Annotated in this window: 17 protein-coding genes; 5 read left to right on the forward strand and 12 right to left on the reverse strand. The window is 64.8% G+C overall.

Features of this window, described 5'->3' with window-relative positions; genetic code table 11:
• Positions 1 to 89 precede the first annotated feature (89 nt).
• The 3 genes from QRQ56_RS06360 to QRQ56_RS06370 form a co-directional block, all read right to left on the reverse strand.
• Positions 90 to 953 (reverse strand): DUF2147 domain-containing protein, encoded by an 864-nt coding sequence (locus tag QRQ56_RS06360; RefSeq protein ID WP_438738439.1) that lies wholly within the window; start codon positions 951 to 953, stop codon positions 90 to 92.
• Between the two features lie 190 nt (positions 954 to 1,143).
• Positions 1,144 to 4,002, reverse strand: a complete 2,859-nt coding sequence (locus tag QRQ56_RS06365; RefSeq protein ID WP_438738440.1) for an autotransporter outer membrane beta-barrel domain-containing protein — start codon at positions 4,000 to 4,002, stop codon at positions 1,144 to 1,146.
• A gap of 225 nt (positions 4,003 to 4,227) precedes the next feature.
• Positions 4,228 to 5,007 (reverse strand): transporter substrate-binding domain-containing protein, encoded by a 780-nt coding sequence (locus tag QRQ56_RS06370; protein ID WP_438738442.1) that lies wholly within the window; start codon positions 5,005 to 5,007, stop codon positions 4,228 to 4,230.
• Between the two features lie 115 nt (positions 5,008 to 5,122).
• Here QRQ56_RS06370 and QRQ56_RS06375 point away from each other — a divergent pair, with 115 nt between their 5' ends.
• Positions 5,123 to 5,620 (forward strand): DUF1993 domain-containing protein, encoded by a 498-nt coding sequence (locus tag QRQ56_RS06375; protein ID WP_438740090.1) that lies wholly within the window; start codon positions 5,123 to 5,125, stop codon positions 5,618 to 5,620.
• A gap of 61 nt (positions 5,621 to 5,681) precedes the next feature.
• On the opposite strand, the gene QRQ56_RS06380 is transcribed toward QRQ56_RS06375, so the two are convergent.
• The 6 genes from QRQ56_RS06380 to QRQ56_RS06405 all read right to left on the reverse strand — a co-directional run bounded on the left by QRQ56_RS06380 (position 5,682) and on the right by QRQ56_RS06405 (position 11,823).
• Positions 5,682 to 6,191: a hypothetical protein gene (locus QRQ56_RS06380; RefSeq protein WP_438738444.1), complete on the reverse strand. Its 510-nt coding sequence runs from the start codon at positions 6,189 to 6,191 to the stop codon at positions 5,682 to 5,684.
• 167 nt (positions 6,192 to 6,358) lie between these two features.
• Positions 6,359 to 7,348 carry a hydroxyacid dehydrogenase gene (locus tag QRQ56_RS06385; protein WP_438738446.1) on the reverse strand — a complete coding sequence of 330 codons (990 nt, stop codon included), beginning with the start codon at positions 7,346 to 7,348 and terminating at the stop codon, positions 6,359 to 6,361.
• A gap of 34 nt (positions 7,349 to 7,382) precedes the next feature.
• Positions 7,383 to 8,483, reverse strand: coding sequence for an ABC transporter ATP-binding protein (locus tag QRQ56_RS06390; protein WP_438738448.1), 1,101 nt, complete (start codon positions 8,481 to 8,483; stop codon positions 7,383 to 7,385).
• A gap of 20 nt (positions 8,484 to 8,503) precedes the next feature.
• A complete protein-coding gene (locus tag QRQ56_RS06395; protein WP_438738450.1) occupies positions 8,504 to 9,415 on the reverse strand; it encodes a carbohydrate ABC transporter permease in 912 nt (303 codons plus the stop codon).
• Complete coding sequence (locus QRQ56_RS06400) at positions 9,415 to 10,353, reverse strand: carbohydrate ABC transporter permease (RefSeq protein WP_438738452.1); 939 nt, start codon at positions 10,351 to 10,353, stop codon at positions 9,415 to 9,417. Before QRQ56_RS06400 ends, QRQ56_RS06395 begins: the two co-directional genes overlap by 1 nt.
• A gap of 129 nt (positions 10,354 to 10,482) precedes the next feature.
• Positions 10,483 to 11,823 (reverse strand): ABC transporter substrate-binding protein, encoded by a 1,341-nt coding sequence (locus QRQ56_RS06405; protein ID WP_438738454.1) that lies wholly within the window; start codon positions 11,821 to 11,823, stop codon positions 10,483 to 10,485.
• 467 nt (positions 11,824 to 12,290) lie between these two features.
• On the opposite strand from QRQ56_RS06405, the gene QRQ56_RS06410 reads away from it, so the two are divergent.
• Together QRQ56_RS06410 and QRQ56_RS06415 are read left to right on the forward strand one after the other, a co-directional pair.
• On the forward strand, positions 12,291 to 13,118 hold the full coding sequence (locus QRQ56_RS06410; protein ID WP_438738455.1) for a Spy/CpxP family protein refolding chaperone: 828 nt from the start codon (positions 12,291 to 12,293) through the stop codon (positions 13,116 to 13,118).
• A 111-nt stretch (positions 13,119 to 13,229) separates the two neighbouring features.
• Complete coding sequence (locus QRQ56_RS06415; protein WP_438738457.1) at positions 13,230 to 13,607, forward strand: response regulator; 378 nt, start codon at positions 13,230 to 13,232, stop codon at positions 13,605 to 13,607.
• Between the two features lie 89 nt (positions 13,608 to 13,696).
• On the opposite strand, the gene QRQ56_RS06420 is transcribed toward QRQ56_RS06415, so the two are convergent.
• The 3 genes from QRQ56_RS06420 to glk form a co-directional block, all read right to left on the reverse strand.
• Positions 13,697 to 13,852, reverse strand: a complete 156-nt coding sequence (locus tag QRQ56_RS06420) for a hypothetical protein (RefSeq protein WP_438738459.1) — start codon at positions 13,850 to 13,852, stop codon at positions 13,697 to 13,699.
• Between the two features lie 144 nt (positions 13,853 to 13,996).
• The gene (locus QRQ56_RS06425) at positions 13,997 to 14,200 is read right to left on the reverse strand and encodes a hypothetical protein (protein WP_438738460.1); all 204 of its coding nucleotides are present in this window, start codon (positions 14,198 to 14,200) and stop codon (positions 13,997 to 13,999) included.
• A gap of 151 nt (positions 14,201 to 14,351) precedes the next feature.
• Complete coding sequence (gene glk / locus QRQ56_RS06430; RefSeq protein ID WP_438740092.1) at positions 14,352 to 15,344, reverse strand: glucokinase; 993 nt, start codon at positions 15,342 to 15,344, stop codon at positions 14,352 to 14,354.
• A 242-nt stretch (positions 15,345 to 15,586) separates the two neighbouring features.
• Between glk and pncA the strand changes: the two genes are divergently transcribed.
• Positions 15,587 to 16,225, forward strand: coding sequence for a bifunctional nicotinamidase/pyrazinamidase (gene pncA / locus QRQ56_RS06435; protein WP_438738462.1), 639 nt, complete (start codon positions 15,587 to 15,589; stop codon positions 16,223 to 16,225).
• Between the two features lie 17 nt (positions 16,226 to 16,242).
• Positions 16,243 to 17,358: an alpha/beta fold hydrolase gene (locus QRQ56_RS06440; protein WP_438738464.1), complete on the forward strand. Its 1,116-nt coding sequence runs from the start codon at positions 16,243 to 16,245 to the stop codon at positions 17,356 to 17,358.
• The last annotated feature ends 16 nt before the right edge of the window (positions 17,359 to 17,374 follow it).

Genomic DNA, 17,374 nt, shown 5'->3' on the forward strand with positions numbered 1-17,374 from the left:
GTGAGGCCGCGCACGTCGCAGCGGATCGCGGGGCAAAAGCAAAGGGGCCCGGATCGCGGGCCCCTTTCAACGGAAGTCGGTGTCGAAGCTCAGTTCACCCGTGTCCAGGTCTGGCCGCCGCAGAACATGCCGCCGAAGGCGCAGCCCTGCACGCGCAGGCGATCCGTCCCCTTCATCGCGATGGTCGAATCGTAGGTCGAGCCGGAGTTGGGGTCGAGGATGCGGCCGGACCATTTCTGGTCCTTGCTGGGCTTCATGTTGATCAGAACCTGCTCGCCGTTCTGGTTCGACTTGCTGTCGACCGAATAGCCGCAGAGATTGCTGCCGCATTGCTCGATCCGGACCTTGCCTTCCTTCTCCTCGGTGAGCCAGACGCCGAGCGGTGAATTGAGATCGCGTGTCGCCCCTGTCGCCGGGGCAGGCGGCGCGACGGCGGCTGCCTGGACCGGGGCGGGCGCCGGGGCCGGAGCGGGCGGCGGAGGCGGTGCCGGAGGGGCCGCGGCCACGGTGGGGGCCGGCGGCGGTGCCACGGCGGGAGCGGCCTGCTGTTCGGCTGGAGCGGGCGCAGGAGGAGGCGGGGGCGGCAGCACCGCGGTCTCGGCCGGCGCATTGCTGGCGGTCGCCGCCGGGGGCGGAGCAGGCGGAGGCGCGACGGCCGCGGGGGCAGGCGCCTGCGCGGCCGCTGGCGGCGGGGCGGCCGGCGCTGGTGCGGGAGCAGCGGGAGCCTGCGGCTCGACGGTGGCCTGCTGCGGCGGCTGGCCCGGCGCCGTTTCGTTCTTCTTGGCCTTCTTGGCCTTGGGCTGGCCGGTGTTGTCGTAGACGCCGGGAATCTGCACCGTGCCGCGGTCGGGATCGATCCGGATGGTGCGCCCGCCATACTCGAAAGTGTACTGCGCCTCGGCAGCTGTGCTCGCCAACAAAAGCAATGCGGCCGTAGCCAACAGCTTCCTCATGTCGCATCTCCTGAACAGATGGTCCCCGCACCGACGCATACGCATCGGATCGATCCCCAAAAGTGATCTAGATCACTGTTGTCCGTATGAGTCGTGCTTCGGTAGCTCCGGGTTCAATACGCCCGGAACCGGTCCACAATTTGGCGTGTCAATGGGACACTCGAAGTCCGATCACGCGTGGATCGGCGGCTTACCACGCGTAGCGTATCACGCCCTTGCCGGCGTATGAGCGCGTGAGATTTGAGAACTCGCCCTCAAAGATTCCCGCTGCCGACCAGCCGTTCAGCCATCTTTTCTCAACGGCTGCGGTCACGAGCGCGGAGTCGGACGCCATCGCTGCGCCGTTCACGACAAAGCTCGCGCCGGGTAACGACTGGAAGGTTGCGCCGATGGCGCGGCCCGGATTGAAATCATGTGCCCAGGCCACCCGGCCGCGCAGCGTCACGATTCCATCAGTCTGGGCGAAGGCCTTGTCGGTGCGCAGGCCGAGCTCGGAACGGCTCTCGGTGATGCTCCTGGCGCCATAGGCCAGCGCAAACTGGTTACTGCCCGCGACCACCTGCTCGGCGTAGGCGGGCAGGTCGAATGTCGTGAACTGCGCGGCAGCGTAGGGCGTCCAGCCAAAGCCTTGCGTGACCAAACGATAGCCGCCCTCGAGCCGGCCAGAATAGGCGTTGGCATTGAACTCGGCGCGCAGCCGGTCGCTGCCGGCGACCGTCACGGTGCGATCGGTGACGATGTCCTGCCAGCCATAGGCTAGGGCGCCCGTGATGTAGGCGGGGCCGGCATTGTGCCGGAAGAACGCGCCGGCCTGGAACAGGTCCGAGCGGCCGCCGCCGAGCGCATTCGCCACCGTGAAATTGGTGCCGCCGCCCGCGAGCGCAAAACCAACCAGCGTGTCGCGCGAGATTCGATAATCGGCACCGACGGCGGTGCTGTAGAGATTGCTGGTCGTATTGCTGGAGCCGATGACGCGATTGCCGTCGGTCTGCTGCGCGCCGCCGAAGCCGGCCGCCCAGACGCTCCAGCGCTGCACGAAAGCCGGCTGGGCCGGCGGCGCCTTGGTGTAGAGCGCAGCATAGGAATCGCGCGCGCCGATTGATCGGCCCGCATCCTTGGCGGCGAAGGCCAGGCTCTCATCCGCGAACGCGTTCGGCACGCCGCCTGCGCTGATGGGATCGCCGCGCCCGGAGATGAAGGGATCGGTCATCAGGCCCAGAAACTGGTTCATCGCGTTGAACGTGGCCTGCTGCGGTGCGCTTCCGACCTCGCCGGAGAGCTGCGTCAGACCCGCCGGGGTCAGCGCGCCGAACACCAGCGGAATGCCGCCGGTGCCGTTGAAGAAATTGACCAGCGTGTTGGCGACGTTCTGCTGGTTGACGGACAGTCCGCTGCCGCTCGGCGCCAGGAAGGACAGCGACAGGTCGAGATAAGCGTGGGTGGCGTCATAGCTCAGGCCTGTCTTGAAGTTCGACGGCAAATTGGTGCTCGCCACCGCCGGGTCGAAGGTGCCGCTGATGCTGCCCGCGGTGAGGATAGTGTACTTCTTCTCGACATAGCTGCCGCTGGCGAATGTCGCGCCGACGGTCGCCCCACCGAGCGTTGCGTTGCCCGTCACATTGGCAAAGCTCGACGTCGCCGGATTGATCTGCACCTGGTATCGCGCACCCGCTTGCAACGTCAGGCTCGCCAGCGTCATCGTGGTCCCTGGCGTGCCGTCGCCGGGCGCAATCGCGCCGCCTGCGTCGATTTGCGTGGCACCGACCGTGCCGGTGCCCGTCAGCACGCCGCCGTTGTTCACGGTCAGCGCCGACGAATTGATCGAGCCCAGCACCTCTAGCGTGCCGCTCACAATGGTCGCGCCGCTGTAGGTCTCGTTGCCGGCGAGAATGACCCTGCTGGCCGAGGCCTGCGTGATCAGCAGCGAGCCGCCGGCGCCTGAAATGTTGCCATCCAGCCGCAGGTTGCCGCCACCGCCGACGCCGGAGCTGAGCGTCAACTGGTTCGCACCGAGATCGACTGCGTTGGCGATCGTTACGCTGGTTCCGCCGGTGTTGGAGAGCGTCGCGTTGCCTGTCACGGCCACGGAGCCGCTTCCGAGCGCGGTGTTGTTGCCGACTGCAATGGTGCCGGCCGCGAGCGTCGTGCCGCCGGTATAGGTGCTCGCGTCCGTGAGCGTCACCGTTCCGGCCGTGGTCTTGCTGACTGCGCCAGCGCCGGTAAGGGTGGCGCTCACCGTTCCGCTCTGGAGGTCAAAGGTTCCGGACGACGCCAACGTGCCGTTCTGGATCGTGCCGCTTTGGAGCTGGAGGCCGCCATTCTGGGTGACTGTAAGGCCGCCGAGATCGAGCACGCCGCCGGCCACCGTGACAGTGTTCGAGCTGCTGCCGAGCGCGGCGGCATTGCCGAGCGTGAGCTGGCCGGCGGTGACCGACGTGCCGCCGGAATAGCTGTTGGCTCCATTCAGCGTAACGGCACCACTGGTCGTGAGCGCGCCAGCCCCCACAAGAGTGTCGCTGACGGTCACGCCGCTCAGGTTGAACGCCGTCGCCGCCGATATCGTCACGCCTGTTGCCGTGCCGCCAGTCATCGTGAAGGTATCGACGTTGAGCAAGCCGGATCCTGTCAGTGTGCCGGCCGATTGCTGGAAAAGCCCCGTTTGCCCGCCGCCCGTCGCGACGTTGAGCGTGCCGCCTGCCTGAATGGTGAGCGTATTGGCACCGGTCATGCTGACAGCGCCGACGCTCAGATTCTCGCCGCCAAGAACGGTCGGCTGATTGGCGCCGCCCGCACCCGTCAAGCTCGCGCGGTCACCCGTGAGCGGTGCTGTGGGGGTGGTGTCCCAGTTTGCGCCTGCGCTCCAGGACGTGCCAGCAGTGCCCGTCCACGTGGCGTCGATAGCATAAGCCGGCCCGGACGCGGCCAGCGCGACCAGCGCAGTGCTGCCGAGCAACAGGCCGATGCGGCGCTTGCCCAACCCGCGGCTCACCATCGTCGAGCGTTTGAACGTTGCCTCGGCGCGCCGCAGTGCGCCCACCGTCTTTGCCATCAGCGATCCAGTCCCATTGCGCGCCGATCGCCCGCGTCACGCAGTTCGCGGACGAACATGCGCTGGGCGTGCGAAAGGCCATCGGGAAGGGTAGCGAGCGGTATCCGGCTGCGCCTCAACCATACGGTTGAAGACAGCACGTTCGGTCAAAAAGTGTGTCTGGGCGGACACATGTCGCGTATGGGCGTCCCGTCTCAGTGCCTGTCGGTTTCGCCGGGCCGCCTGCTAATCGAACCAGGCGGCGTAGATCTTCCTGTAGCTGCCGTCTTCCATGGCGATGTGCAGCCACTGGTCGACGAAAGCCTTCAGGGCCATGTCGCGCTGGAGCCAATAGGCCTTCTCGGAGAAGTCGAACGGCTTTTCGGGATGCACCGCGCAGAGCACGCCCTGATGCTGTTTCTGCTGGTAGCGCGTCTCCGAGGCGTCGGTCATCATCAGGTCGGCGTTGCCCTTGGCGATCTCGTCGAAGATCACGGTGTTGTCGGGGAAGACGTTGATCTCGGCGTCCTTGATGTTGGCGCGCGCGAAGCGCTCGTTGGTGCCGCCGGGATTGACGATCACGCGGGTGCCCTTCTTGTCGATGTCGGCGATGCTCTGGTACTTGCCGACGTCGGCGCAGCGGGCGATCGGCGTCTTGCCCTCGCGCATGATCGGCGTGGAGAAGAAGCCCTTCCTCTGCCGGTCGAGCGTGACCGAGACGCCGCCCATGGCGATGTCGAACTGGTCGGCCTCGAAATCCTTCATCAGCTTCGGCCAGGCCGTGGGCACGAACTCGACCTTGACCCCGAGGGCCTTGCCGAGCGCTTCGGCCATGTCGACGTCGAAGCCGGTGAATTTCTGCGTCGTCTTGTCCAGATAGGTGAAGGGCTTGTAATCGCCGGTCATGCCGACCCGCAAGGTGCCGCGCTTGACGATCTCGTCCAGGCGCGAGGCCGCCTGCTGGGCATGGGCCGAAATGCTAGCCGACAACGCCACGGCCAAGGCTAACGCGATTCGCGAGATCATCTCTTCTCCACCCCTGCGCAAGCTGTCATTGTGCAGCTCTATACGGCGTGGATTTAGACCAGATGCGCGCGTCTGGCGAGGCGGAATTGGAGGGAATTGCGACGTGACGATCTCGATGCACGAGGCCTCGGTCGGCCTCTTCGTACCGTATTTGCGTAACCTGTCGGTCCTGCTCGACAAGGGCGTCGCCTATGCGGAAGCCCGCAAGTTCAACCCGACGGTGCTGCTCGGCATGCGCCTTTCCCCGAACATGTACGATCTGGCGCAGCAGGTCGGCGAGGCCTGCCGCCATGCCGTGGTCGCGCCTGCCTTGCTGGCCGACTGCGAGCCGGCGGCGCTGCCCCCGCTCGAGCACGACATGGCCGGGCTCCAGGCGCGCATCGCGACGTCGATCGAGTTCATCGAAAGCCTGCCGCGCGCCGAAATCGACGCGGCGGCGGAGCGACATGTCTTCTTCAAGCTGAAGAACGGGACCGAGCTGCCCTTCACCGGGCGGACGCTGCTGCTGACGTTCAGCGTCCCGCAATTCTTCTTTCATGTCACGACCGCCTACGACCTGTTGCGGCACGCAGGCGTCGAGCTGGTGAAGCGGGACTTTTTGGGAAGGAAGTAGTTGGCGGGGCTCGATGCTCACCTCTCCCCGACGGGGAGAGGTGTAAAGCAATCCGACTTGATTACGCTTCGCCCTTGCGCTCGTAATCGGCCAGCGAGCTGCGGCCGGCAATCTCGCTGCGCAGCAGCTCGAAGCGCCTTTGCGCCTCGCCCTGCTGGGTGTCGACGAAATGCACCGCGGCCTCGCTCGTCATGGGGCCGCTGACCACGGGGGCGGATTGCTCGCCGATGGTCTCGTGGACGTAGAACTGGCCGTCGTCGCCGCGATGGACCGTCCATTTGAGGCGGATCGCAACCATGGGGCCGGGCCCGACCTTGCTGTATCCGTCGGCATCGGTGTGCTCCGGGACCAGCGGCTGCTCCTCGACGACAGGATGCTCTTCCAGAGCCGGATGCTCTTCGAGCGCCGGATATTCGTCCACGACCTGATGCTCGTCGGCGTCAACGTGATCGCGCTCTCCAGCCACCACGATCTCGGTTTCGGTCTTGCGAATGACCAGAACGGGCTCGGGGCGCTCCAGAATGCTGGCGATGGTCGCCAGCGCGTGGTCGGTCGGGTCGATCTCTGACAAGGTCCATCCTCCAGCTCGACGCGGCTCGCTAGTTTGTCCCACTGCCGCCCCGCCAGGGAACATTAGGCGCGTTCGATTAAGGCTGAGTTGGGGCTCGATCTGCACCAAAATGGGACGTATTCTGGCCTTCCGAAGGCGGGCGGATTGCCCGCCCGCCTCGGGTCGCGTCAGGCCAGCACATCCTGATTGATGACGTTCTGCGTGATGGGATCGCCGTCCAGCACACTCAGGATGTTGCGCGCGGTCTGCTCGCTCATGCGCTGGACCGCCTCGACCGTGACGCCGGCGACGTGCGGGGCGATGATGACGTTGGGCAGTGCGAACAGTGCGTTGCTGACCGGCGGCGGCTCCACCTCGAACACGTCGATGCCGGCGCCGGCAAGCCTGCCGGAAGTGAGCGCGTCATGCAGCGCGGCTTCCTTCACGATGCCACCGCGCGCGGTGTTGATGAGATAGGATTTCGGCTTCATCCGACCGATCCGCGCGGCGTCGAACAGGCCGACGGTTTCCGGCGTCTTCGGGCAGTGGATGGTGACGAAATCGGCATGGGGCAGCGCCGCGTCGAGGTCGGTGACGGGCTCGCAACCGGCAGCCTTGATGTCGGCGGCAGGTTTGTAGGGATCGTAGACCTGCACCTTCATTTCCATGGCGAGGCACCGCTTGGCGGTGCGGCTGCCGATGCGGCCGAAGCCGATGATCAGCACGGTCTTGCCGTAGAGATCGAACGGCAGCATGCCGAGCCGGTCGGCCCATTTGCCGTCCTTGACGCAGGCGTGCAGCTCCTGCGCGCGCTTGGCCAGCGTCAGCATCATGAACAGGGCCTGCTCGGCGACCGAGGGCGAGTTGGCGCTGCCGGCGACCATCAGCGGCACCTTGCGGCGGGAGAGGGCGGGCACGTCGACGGCGTCGTAGCCGACGCCGATGCGCGTCACCACCTTCATGTCCTTGGCGGCTTCGAGCTCGGTCTCGCCGAAGGCGGTCGCGCCGAGCGCGACGCCATGGACCGGCGCATGGCTCTTCAGCAAGGCCTCGAAGTCTTTCGCCGAGATCAGGTTCGCGAACTCGACGAGCTCGATATCGTCGCGCTGGGTGAGGAGGGCGCGTGCCCCTTGCGACAAAGTTTGCGTAACGAAAATCTTCTTCTTGTTGGTCGCCATCGTCCCCTGCCTGCGCGAGTTTCTTGAGCCGGCGTCATAACACGACGCCGGTCGCCTCGTTTAGCAGGTGCATGTTGTTGAGGTCCATCGCCAAACGCATGGGAGCCCCGTCCGTAGCGCCGGCATTGGGATCGACGCGGCCGCAGACCGGCGTGCCCTCGAGCCCGAAATAGACCAGGGTCTCCATGCCCATCGGCTCGGTGACGTCGAGCACGGTGTCGAAGGATTCGACGCCAGGTCCGAGATGCGCATGCGACTCGGTGAGATGCTCGGGGCGGATACCGAGCAGCAGCTTCTCCGTGCGCGGCAGCGCGTTGTAGCGCGCGGCGCGGGCCGGCGGCAGCGCAAACGCGATGCGGTCGGCGAGGCGGATCTGCAGCGCGCCGCCGACGTCCTCGAGCCGGCACGGGATGAAGTTCATCGCGGGCGAGCCGATGAAGCCGGCGACGAAGCGCGTCGCAGGCTTGTGGTAGAGTTCGTTGGGCGTGCCGATCTGCTCGATGCGGCCCTTGTTCATCACCACGACGCGGTCGGCCAGCGTCATCGCCTCGACCTGGTCGTGGGTGACGTAGACGGTCGTGGTGCGCACCTTCTGGTGCACCTTCTTGATCTCGATGCGCATCTGCACGCGGAGTTTCGCGTCGAGATTGGACAGCGGCTCGTCGAACAGGAAGACCTTCGGGTTGCGCACGATGGCGCGGCCCATCGCGACGCGCTGGCGCTGGCCGCCTGAGAGTTGCTTCGGCTTGCGGTCGATCAGGTCGGTGATGTCGAGGAGGCGGGCGGCTTCCGTCACCCGCGCCTTGATCTCCGCCTTGGGATAGTGCTTCAGGCGCAGCCCGAACGACATGTTCTCCGCAACCGTCATGTGCGGGTAGAGCGCGTAGTTCTGGAACACCATCGCGATGTCGCGATCCTTCGGCGGCACGTCGTTGACGACGTCGCCGCCGATCATGATGTCGCCGTCGCTGATGTCCTCGAGGCCCGCGATCATGCGCAGCGTCGTGGACTTGCCGCAGCCGGAGGGGCCGACCAGCACGATGAACTCATGGTCGGCAATGTCGAGGTCGATGCCGCGCACGGCCTCGACGTCGTCGTAACGCTTGACTACCTTCCGCAAAGCAACGTCAGCCATCGAACTTCAGCTCCTCGCCATCAACCCTTTGTCGCGCCGGCGGTCAGGCCGGCAATGTAGTAGTCCATCAGGAAGGCGTAGATGATCAGCGGCGGCGCCGCGCCGAGCAGGGCGCCGGTCATGATCTGTCCCCAGTTGAAGACGTCGCCCTTGATCAGCGTGGTGGTGATGCCGACCGGCAGCACCAGCTGGTCGACCGATGTCGTGAACACCAGCGGATACAGGAACTGGGCCCAGGATACCGTGAAGGCGAAGATGGTCGCGGCGATCAGCCCGGGCAGCGCGACCGGAATGAAGATCCGCGTCAGCGTCTGCAGCCAGGAGGCGCCGTCGATCAGGGCGGCCTCATCCAGCTCCTTGGGGATCGAGGCGAAATAGCCGATCATGATCCAGGTGCAGAACGGCACCGTCAGCGTCGGATAGATGAACAGCAGCACGTACCAGCGATTGAGCAGCGTGATGCCGGTGATGTCCTGAAAGACCGCGAGCATCTTGAACAGCGGAATGAACAGCAGGCTGTCCGGGATGAGGTAGGTGAGGAACACTCCGGTCGCGAGCGTGGTTGAGCCCCAGAATTTCATCCGCGCCAGCGCGAACGCCGCGGGAATGCTGATCAGCATCGTGATCGTCACCACCACGATGGAGACGATCGCGGAGTTCCAGAAGAAGCGCAGAAACTGGTTCGAGGTCAGAAGCTCGACATAGTTCGCCAGGGTGGGATGAAACACCCACCAGGGATTGGTCGCCGCCGAAATCTCCGCGCTGCTCTTGAGCGATGTGATCAGCATGTAGATCGGCGGTGTCAGCGAGAAGATCGCAAACAGCACCAGGAAGAAGTAGGACCAGCGCAGCGCCCAGGCGCGATCCCGGCTCATGCTCCGGTATTTGACCTTGCGCGTGGGGCCGCCCTTGTCGATTGCCAGCGTGCTCATCAGGCTTCGTTCCCACGTTTGTTGACATCGCGCAGAATGAAGATCGCCGCGACTGCGAGGATCGGCACCATGAACAGCGAGACGCAGGCGCCGAGCGGAATATCGCTGCTCTGGATGCCCACCTGGAACGCCCAGGTCGCGAACAGATGCGTCGAATCCAGCGGGCCGCCGGAGGTCAGGATGCGCACGATGTCGAAATTGGCGAAGGTCACAATCAGCGAGAACAGCGTGGTGATGGCGATGATGTTGCGCATCATCGGCAAGGTGATGTGCCAGATCTTCTGCCACCAATTGGCGCCGTCGATCGACGCGGCCTCGTAGAGCTGGTCAGGCACCGATTTCAGCGCGGCGAGGTACATGATCATGAAAAACGGCGCGCCGTACCAGACGTTGACGAGGATGACGGAGAAGCGCGCCCAGAATGTGTCGCCGAGCCAGGGAATGGGCCCGATGCCGAAGAAGGACAGGGTGTAGTTGAAGGCGCTGTAAGAGGGGTCGAACAGCCACAGCCAGGCCAGCGTGCTCATCGCCGGCGGGATCACCCAGGGCACCAGCAGCATGCCGCGCCATTTGCGCTGGCCCTTGGCCGGAAGGTTGTGGACGAAATGGGCGACGATGAAGCCCATCAGCGCCTTGAAGAACACGGCGGTGAGGGCAAAAATGCAGGATTGGCGGACCACCATCCAGAACGTGTCGCGTTTGAACAGGAACGTGAAGTTGCCGAGGCCGACGAACTTCTGCATCGACTTGTTCAAGGTCGCCAGATGCATGGAGTAGAAGGCGGGATAAAGCACGAGCAGCGCGATCAGGAGGATCAGCGGCAGCGTCAGGAAGAACGCCATCGTCGACTTCCGCCTGAGCGCATTGCGGAGGCTTGTGCGCTTGCGCGGGGCAGCAACCCGGATGGAGCGACCTTGCTCAACGACGACATCGGCCATGGTCAAACTTTCTGACGGAATGTTCAACGGAAGCCGGCCGCACGGGTCGGCTTCGTCGGAGCGGACGGAACGGGGAATCCCCGGCGGCTCACGCGCGAACGCGTGAACCGCCATGGCATTGACCCGGCATCAGCTCCGCATGAAGCCTTCGCACTCGCCCTCGGCCCAGGAGAGCGCCTGCTCCATGGTCTCGCCACGGGCGTAGCGCAGCGCCAGTTTGGTCAGCGTCGCCTGGTTGTAGATCTGCTGCGCGATCTTGGGCGGCGCCGGCGAGGCCGCGATCGACATGGTCTGGCGGCCGTGCGGGTCGGGATAGCTATAGAGCGTGCCCTTCGGCGGCCCTTCCTCGGCCCAAGTCTTCAGCTTCGTCATGTTGGCGAAGGCCGGGAGATCGTAGCCACCGCTCGCCGCGACGAACTTTTCGATCGACGAGGGTTGCGACAGATGGGTCAGCAGGCTCTTGGCGGCTTCCTTGTTCTTGCCGAAGGCCCATACGCCCCAGAAATAGGGCAGGAACGGTGCGAAGCGGCCCTTTGGACCCGCCGGCATGCCGTGAGTCCAGCATTGCTCGGCGACCTGGGGGGCGTCGCGCTTGGCAACGGCCCACGAGCTCGGCGGATTCAGGATCAGTGCACCGCGACCCGAGATGAGCCATTTGTTGTTGGACGCGTCATCCCAGGAGGGCGCGTCCGCCGGAAGCACCGCGATCAGCTTCTTGTAGAATTCGAGGGCCTGACGCACGTTATCACTCTTCACGGTGATGTCGCCCTTGGAATTCACGAGCTCGGCGCCGAAGGACTGGAAGATCGCGCCGGCGGTATCGACGCTGTCGGTGGTCTCGCCGAGGCCGATCCCGAACGGGAAGCCGGCCTTGTTGCAGGCTTCCGCAGCCTTGAGAAAGACGTCCATCGTCCAGTTCTCGTCCTTGGGCGTGCTGCCCGCCGGATACATTTCCTGGACGTCGATGCCAGCATGCTTCTTCATCAGGTCGATGCGCGAGCAGGGGCCCTTGATCTGGCTGCCGACGGTGGCGGGAACGGCAAGCCATTTGCCGCCGGACTGGCCGAGATATTTGGTCGTGCCGTTCACCTCGCCGTTCTGCTTGACGATCGCCTCCATGATGTCGCTGACCGGCTCGAGCTGGTCCGCATAGGCGTGCGGCCACCAGGTCGGCATCTGGAGAATGTCGTGGCCGGATTTCGCTTGCGCTTCGGCGGCGACCGTCAGTTCGAGCTTCTTGTTGTTGCTGGTGATGTAGTCGATCGAGACTTCGACCTTCTCTTTCGCAGCCCATTCGTTGACGAGGTCGGTCGAGGCCTTGTTGGCGCCGGGGACCCAATGGTCCCAGAAACCGATCGAGAGCTTGCCGGCGGCGTAGGCGCCCCGGACGTAGGGCGCCGTGATCAGCGCCGCGGAGGACATTGCAGTGGCAGCTACAAATTGACGTCGCGTCAGTGCCTTGCGTGACATCTCGTTTCCTCGCTTGGGTGTTTGTTGTTGGAGTTTCCTCTAAGACTTCTTTTCCGAGTTCTTGTTGTTCGATTTTCTTCTTGATGCCGTCGGCCCGATGGCAATTCATCGAGGCCGCAGCAAATTGGTAGCGCGATCAGATCATGATTGATCGCGTCTGTCGAGAAAACCAAAGGGCTCGCGCATAGAACTAACGTTGCGTGCAGGAACGCGGCAGTGCTGCGTTCCTCGTCTGCTGCGATCGCTTGTTTTTTGCGACGCACACTTGGGCAAGGCCGGCCTGAACGTTCCGTGCGCAATTACGCCGCAGTTTCGATTAAGCCTGCATAACCGCTTCGCGCGAAAGACTTTTCGGACGTGGACAGCACCCCGCTGCGTCTGGACCGCCGCGCGGCGGAGACGATAGAGTTGCAACTGGCGGAGGCTCCCGCCCCAACAGGCCAGTCCGATCGACAATGGAGACGAGAATGAACAACCCGGCGCCGTCTGCGCGGCTTCACAAGCGACGATGGTTCGCGCTGGGGTCAGTGCTCGCGCTGCTGCTCGGCGCCGGCGCAGTGGCCAATGCCCAGGGCTTGGTCAAAGGCGTGCAGGACGGCGCTGCGGCCGGAAACAAGGCGGCGGGGCCGGTCGGTGGCGTGCTCGGCGGCGCGATCGGCGGTGTGGTCGGCGTCTTCACCGGCGTGCTTGGCGTCGGCAACAACAACGGCAATCAGGGCGCGCCCGCCAGGGATACTGCAAAGGACGCTGGCAAGGACGCCTCCAAGGACGCGGGCAAGGATGCCAAGCAGGGCGCCAAAGATAAGGATGCCAAGGATAAGGACGCCAAGAGCGCCAAGGGAAGCAAGGGCGCCAAGGCGAGCAAGGAGGCGAAGAACGCGCCGCAGGGTAAGGACAACAAGGATGTCACGGTCCTCACCCAGTCCGGCGCGCCGCAGCAGACCGCCGAACAGATCGTTGCCAACAGCGATTCCTATATCGAGCGGATCAAGACCGAGCTGAACCTCACCCCCGATCAGGAGAAGCACTGGTACGGCTTCTCGAGCGCGATGCACTACCTGGGACATAATGGTGCAGAGCGGCTCAACTTGCGGGTTGCCCGCGCCAAGCGGGATCCGCCCGACGATATCGTCGAGCAGATGCGCAACGAAGCGCAGTTCCTGATCGATCGCGCTGCCGACCAGCGCAATGTCGCCGACGCCGCCGAGCCGCTCTATTCCAGCTTGGATGACAAGCAGAAGCAGGTCTTCATCCAGGAGATGGTGCGTCTGAGCCACGAGCGCGGACTGGATTGATCAAGTTGAATCGGATCGGGCGCCAGCGAATTAACGGCGCCCGCCACGAATTCGTGAATCCTCCCCGCAATTGAGGTATGATTATCTTCGCAAGCTGACTGCGGGGTTGATATGGCGGACGGACTCTCCGTTTTCCTGGTCGAAGACGAGGCGCTGATCCGGATGATGATCGCGGACATGGTGGTGGAACTCGGCCACCACGTTGTCGCGGAAGCGGACAACGTCCGAGATGCCAGCGCATTCGCGATGACCGCGCAATACGATATGGCCATCCTCGACATCAATCTCATGGGCGTCTACGTCGATCCGGTCGCCGACCTGATCGAACGTCGGGGAAAGCCGTTCATGTTCGCAACCGGCTACGGGCCAGAGCTGCTGCCGTCCTTGCTCCGGCGCAGGCCGATCCTGCGCAAGCCGATCGCAATGGATCAGCTCAAGGCGATGATTGATTCGATGTTTCCGGGAGCCCCGGCCCAAACGCCGCACTGAGCGGCGCGGACGCGCCAAATTGACGACGCCTTCAACGAAAATGGCCGCCCGTCGGGGGCGGCCATTCGGCAACAGAATTCGTCGCGATCTTAGATCAGGCCAGCGCTGAGGTCGATGCCACGCGCCATCAGGCCGAACGAGGCGACAAGGCCCGTGCAGCAGAACGCCAGGATGGTCTTGAAGGTCAGATCGGCGAAACGCGTTTCGACGGCGGCCGGCACAGCGGTAAGCGAAATCATGCTCATGTTCATTCCCCCCTTTGTTGATCCTGAATTGCATCAGGTGAGGGAACTTCTAGCGCAAAAAGTTTGACACGAGATTGCCAGGCGTCCTTAACGGAATCGCAATCGGATCGCCCGTTCGCAGTGGCGGCGGGGGAGTTGCAAGCCTTAGTTGCGGCCGTTCTTCAGCACGGTGGCGATGGTTTGGGCCGTCATGGCCGCGCGGTCCGACGCGCGCTGGGCGGCCAGCCGCTCCCGCGCCTTTTCCTCGATCAGGAGGTCGATCAGCGCCATCCGCTTGTCTTCGTCATCCGCCTCGCAAAGCAGGCGATGATAGCGGTGATAGTCGAAACCGAAATCTTGCTTACGCATGTCACGCCCCCGCAACTACGCCACACATACACACGGCAGGATTGTTTCCGATCTGAAACAGGGGCGCAAGCAAGATCGCGTCCGAAGCCGCGCATGCGCCGCAATCAGCTGTGCATGACGGGAACCCGCAAGCTGCCGGGGCAGCCGGGCCTCAACCAGCTTGGGAATCGGCAAACATCTTCAGGCCGACGAAGCTCGCATCGGGCTTGATCACGAGCCGGGTCGGGATGTTGCGCAGATAGTCCTGGAAGCGTCCCTTGGCTTCGAAGCGAGCCCTGAACGCGGAGGCCAGCAGGAACTCGGGAAAGCGCGGCACGATTCCGCCGGCGACATAGACGCCGCCGCGCGCGCCGAACGTCACCGCGAGATTGCCCGCGACCGAGCCGAGGATGGCGCAAAACATGTCCAGCGTCGCGCGGCTGATGGGACAGCTGCCTTCGAGCGCGGCCTTGGTGATGGCGGCAGCGTCGCGATGCGGCACCTGGGCGCCGTCAACCTCGGCCGTGGCTTCGTAGAGGTTTTGCAGTCCGAAACCCGAGAGCGCGCCACGCTCGATGGAGACGTGGCCGAGACGCCGGCGCAGGCACGCGATCACGCGTTCCTCGCGCTCGTTCTCCGCCGGCAGGGTCGCGTGTCCGGCCTCGGTGACGACGGCAAGGCGCGCGCCATGGCGCTCGACCAGGCAGGAGACCCCAAAGCCGGTTCCAGGTCCGACCACCAGCAGCGGCTCTCCGGCCAAGCCGTCCTGTCCGCCGAGCGGAATCAGATCGGCAGGCTGCAAGGCGGGCAGGGACCAGGCCACCACCTCGAAGTCATTGAGCACGTGAACGCTGTCGAAGCCGAGCGCCGGTTGCAGCTCGTTGCCGTCGATGACCCAGGGACTGTTGGTCATGACGCAGCGGTTATTGGTGACGGGACCGGCCACGGCCAGCACGGCTCTCCGGGGCTGCCGGCCGCCGGCCCGGCGCGCCAGGACGTCCGCGATGGCTTCGCGGACGGTCGGAAAGTCGGCGACCTTTACATAGTCGATGGGGCCGGGCTGATCGCGTTGACCGGAATCAGGATCGCTCTGGCTCAGCGCGAAGCGCGCATTGGTACCGCCGATATCGGCGAGAAGAATCTGTCCTGTCTTGCCGATATCCATACCGATATTCATGACCTCATGGTGCTGCCGCCCGCCGGCCGCGGCACCCGCGCTTCGACCCGATCCGTCTGTCGAGAATCCGCCCACGGATGCGCCTAGTCAACACGGACGAGGCCAAACCGTTGCATGCTGGCGGCCGTCCCGTGACCAATTCGCGCTGCACGGCGCCGGTGGTTGCGAAGCAGCGCGGGAAGACCGACACTATGGGGGCTGGTCCGACGCCGACGCGTCTGGCCGATCGAATGAGACCGGTGATGAAGATTTCCGACCGCGACGTGCTGCTAGTGATCGACGTGCAGAACGACTTCTGCACCGGCGGAGCGCTGGCCGTTCCCGGCGGCGAGAAGGTCATCCCCGCCATCAACCGCATCGCCCAAAGATTCGGCAATATGGTGCTGACCCAGGACTGGCATCCGGGCGACCACGTCTCGTTCGCGTCGAACCATACGGGCAAGCAACCGTTCCAGACCATAGAACTTGACTACGGCACCCAGGTGCTCTGGCCGCCGCATTGCGTGCAGGGCAGCTCAGGCGCCGAATTCCATCGCGACCTCGATGTCACCCGCGCGAGCCTCGTGGTGCGCAAGGGCTTTCGCCGCGGCATCGATTCTTATTCGGCATTGGTCGAGAACGATAAGAGGACGCCGACGGGCCTGCTTGGCTATTTGCGCGAGCGCGAGTTGAAGACCGTCTTTGTCGCCGGGCTCGCGCTCGACTTCTGCGTCCGCTTCTCGGCGGAGGACGCCCGCAAGGCCGGGTTCGAGGTTGTCGTTATCGAGGAGGCCTGCCGCGGCATCGATCTCGACGGCTCGGTGGCCGCGGCCCATCGGAGCTTTCGTGACCTCGGCATCTCCATCGTTGGCGCCGAGGCGTTTCTTTAGGGGACCGTGAGAACGTCATGGTGCACAAGATCGGCAAACAGCCGGGCGGACCGGACCATTCTTCCGACGAGCCGCTGCTGTGGCCGCTGACGGCGGCCCGGCTCGCCATGGATGCGTGTTTCTGGTGGGTCGAGCGCGGCCAGGCGGAGCGGGACGAGGCCGATCTGCCGTGGACGACGTCCAACAATGTCACGCTGGAGCTCGCCGCGATGCGCCTGCGCGATTGCTCGCGAGGCGGCTCCGGCCAGCCGGCACTGGTCTGCGCGCCCTACGCACTGCATCGGGCCCTGATTGCCGACTTCGCGCCCGGCCACAGCGTGGTGGCGTCCTTGCGAGATAACGGCATCGAGCGGATCTATCTCACCGATTGGCGCTCGGCCACACCAGACATGCGCTATCTCTCGATCGACAGCTATCTCAGCGATCTCAACGTCGCCATCGACGAGATCGGCGCGCCGATCGATCTGGTCGGCCTGTGCCAGGGTGGCTGGCTGTCGCTGCTCTATGCGGCGCGCTTTCCGGCCAAGGTGCGGCGGCTGGTGCTGGTCGGCGCTCCCGTGGATCTGTCGATCGATTCCGCGTTGTCCCGGCTCACCCGCAACGCGCCCGAGATGGTCTACGACCAGCTCGTCGCGCGCGGCGGCGGCAATGTCAGCGGCGGGGAGATGCTCCGCCTGTGGTCCAAGGCGCCCAGCCGCGACGACATCGTCGCAGCTCTGCAGCGAGACCTGTCGGACGAGGAGGGCGCGGCTCTGCTCGCGCGCTTCGACCGCTGGAACGCGGAGACGCTCGATCTGCCTGGCAAATACTACCTGGAGATCGTCAACCGCATCTTCCGGGAGAACCAGATCGCCGGCGGCCGTTTCGTCGCGCTTGGCCGCACGATCGATCTGAAGCACGTCAAGGCGCCGGTGTTTCTGCTGGCCGGGCTCGACGACGAGGTCGTGCCGGCCGAGCAGGCGCTTGCCACCGCGGGGCTGCTCGGCACCCCGCCGGCCTTGATCGCCGCGGCCTCCGAGCCGAGCAATCACCTCGGCCTGTTCATGGGCGCGCGCACCCATGCGCATGCCTGGCCGCGGATCGCCGAATGGCTGCGCGGCGAACTCTCCGGCGTGCTGGCCCGCAGCGCCTGAACTCGCGCGGGCGTTG

Origin of the sequence: Bradyrhizobium sp. U531, from assembly GCF_051710265.1 — a bacterium.
Lineage (GTDB): Bacteria > Pseudomonadota > Alphaproteobacteria > Rhizobiales > Xanthobacteraceae > Bradyrhizobium.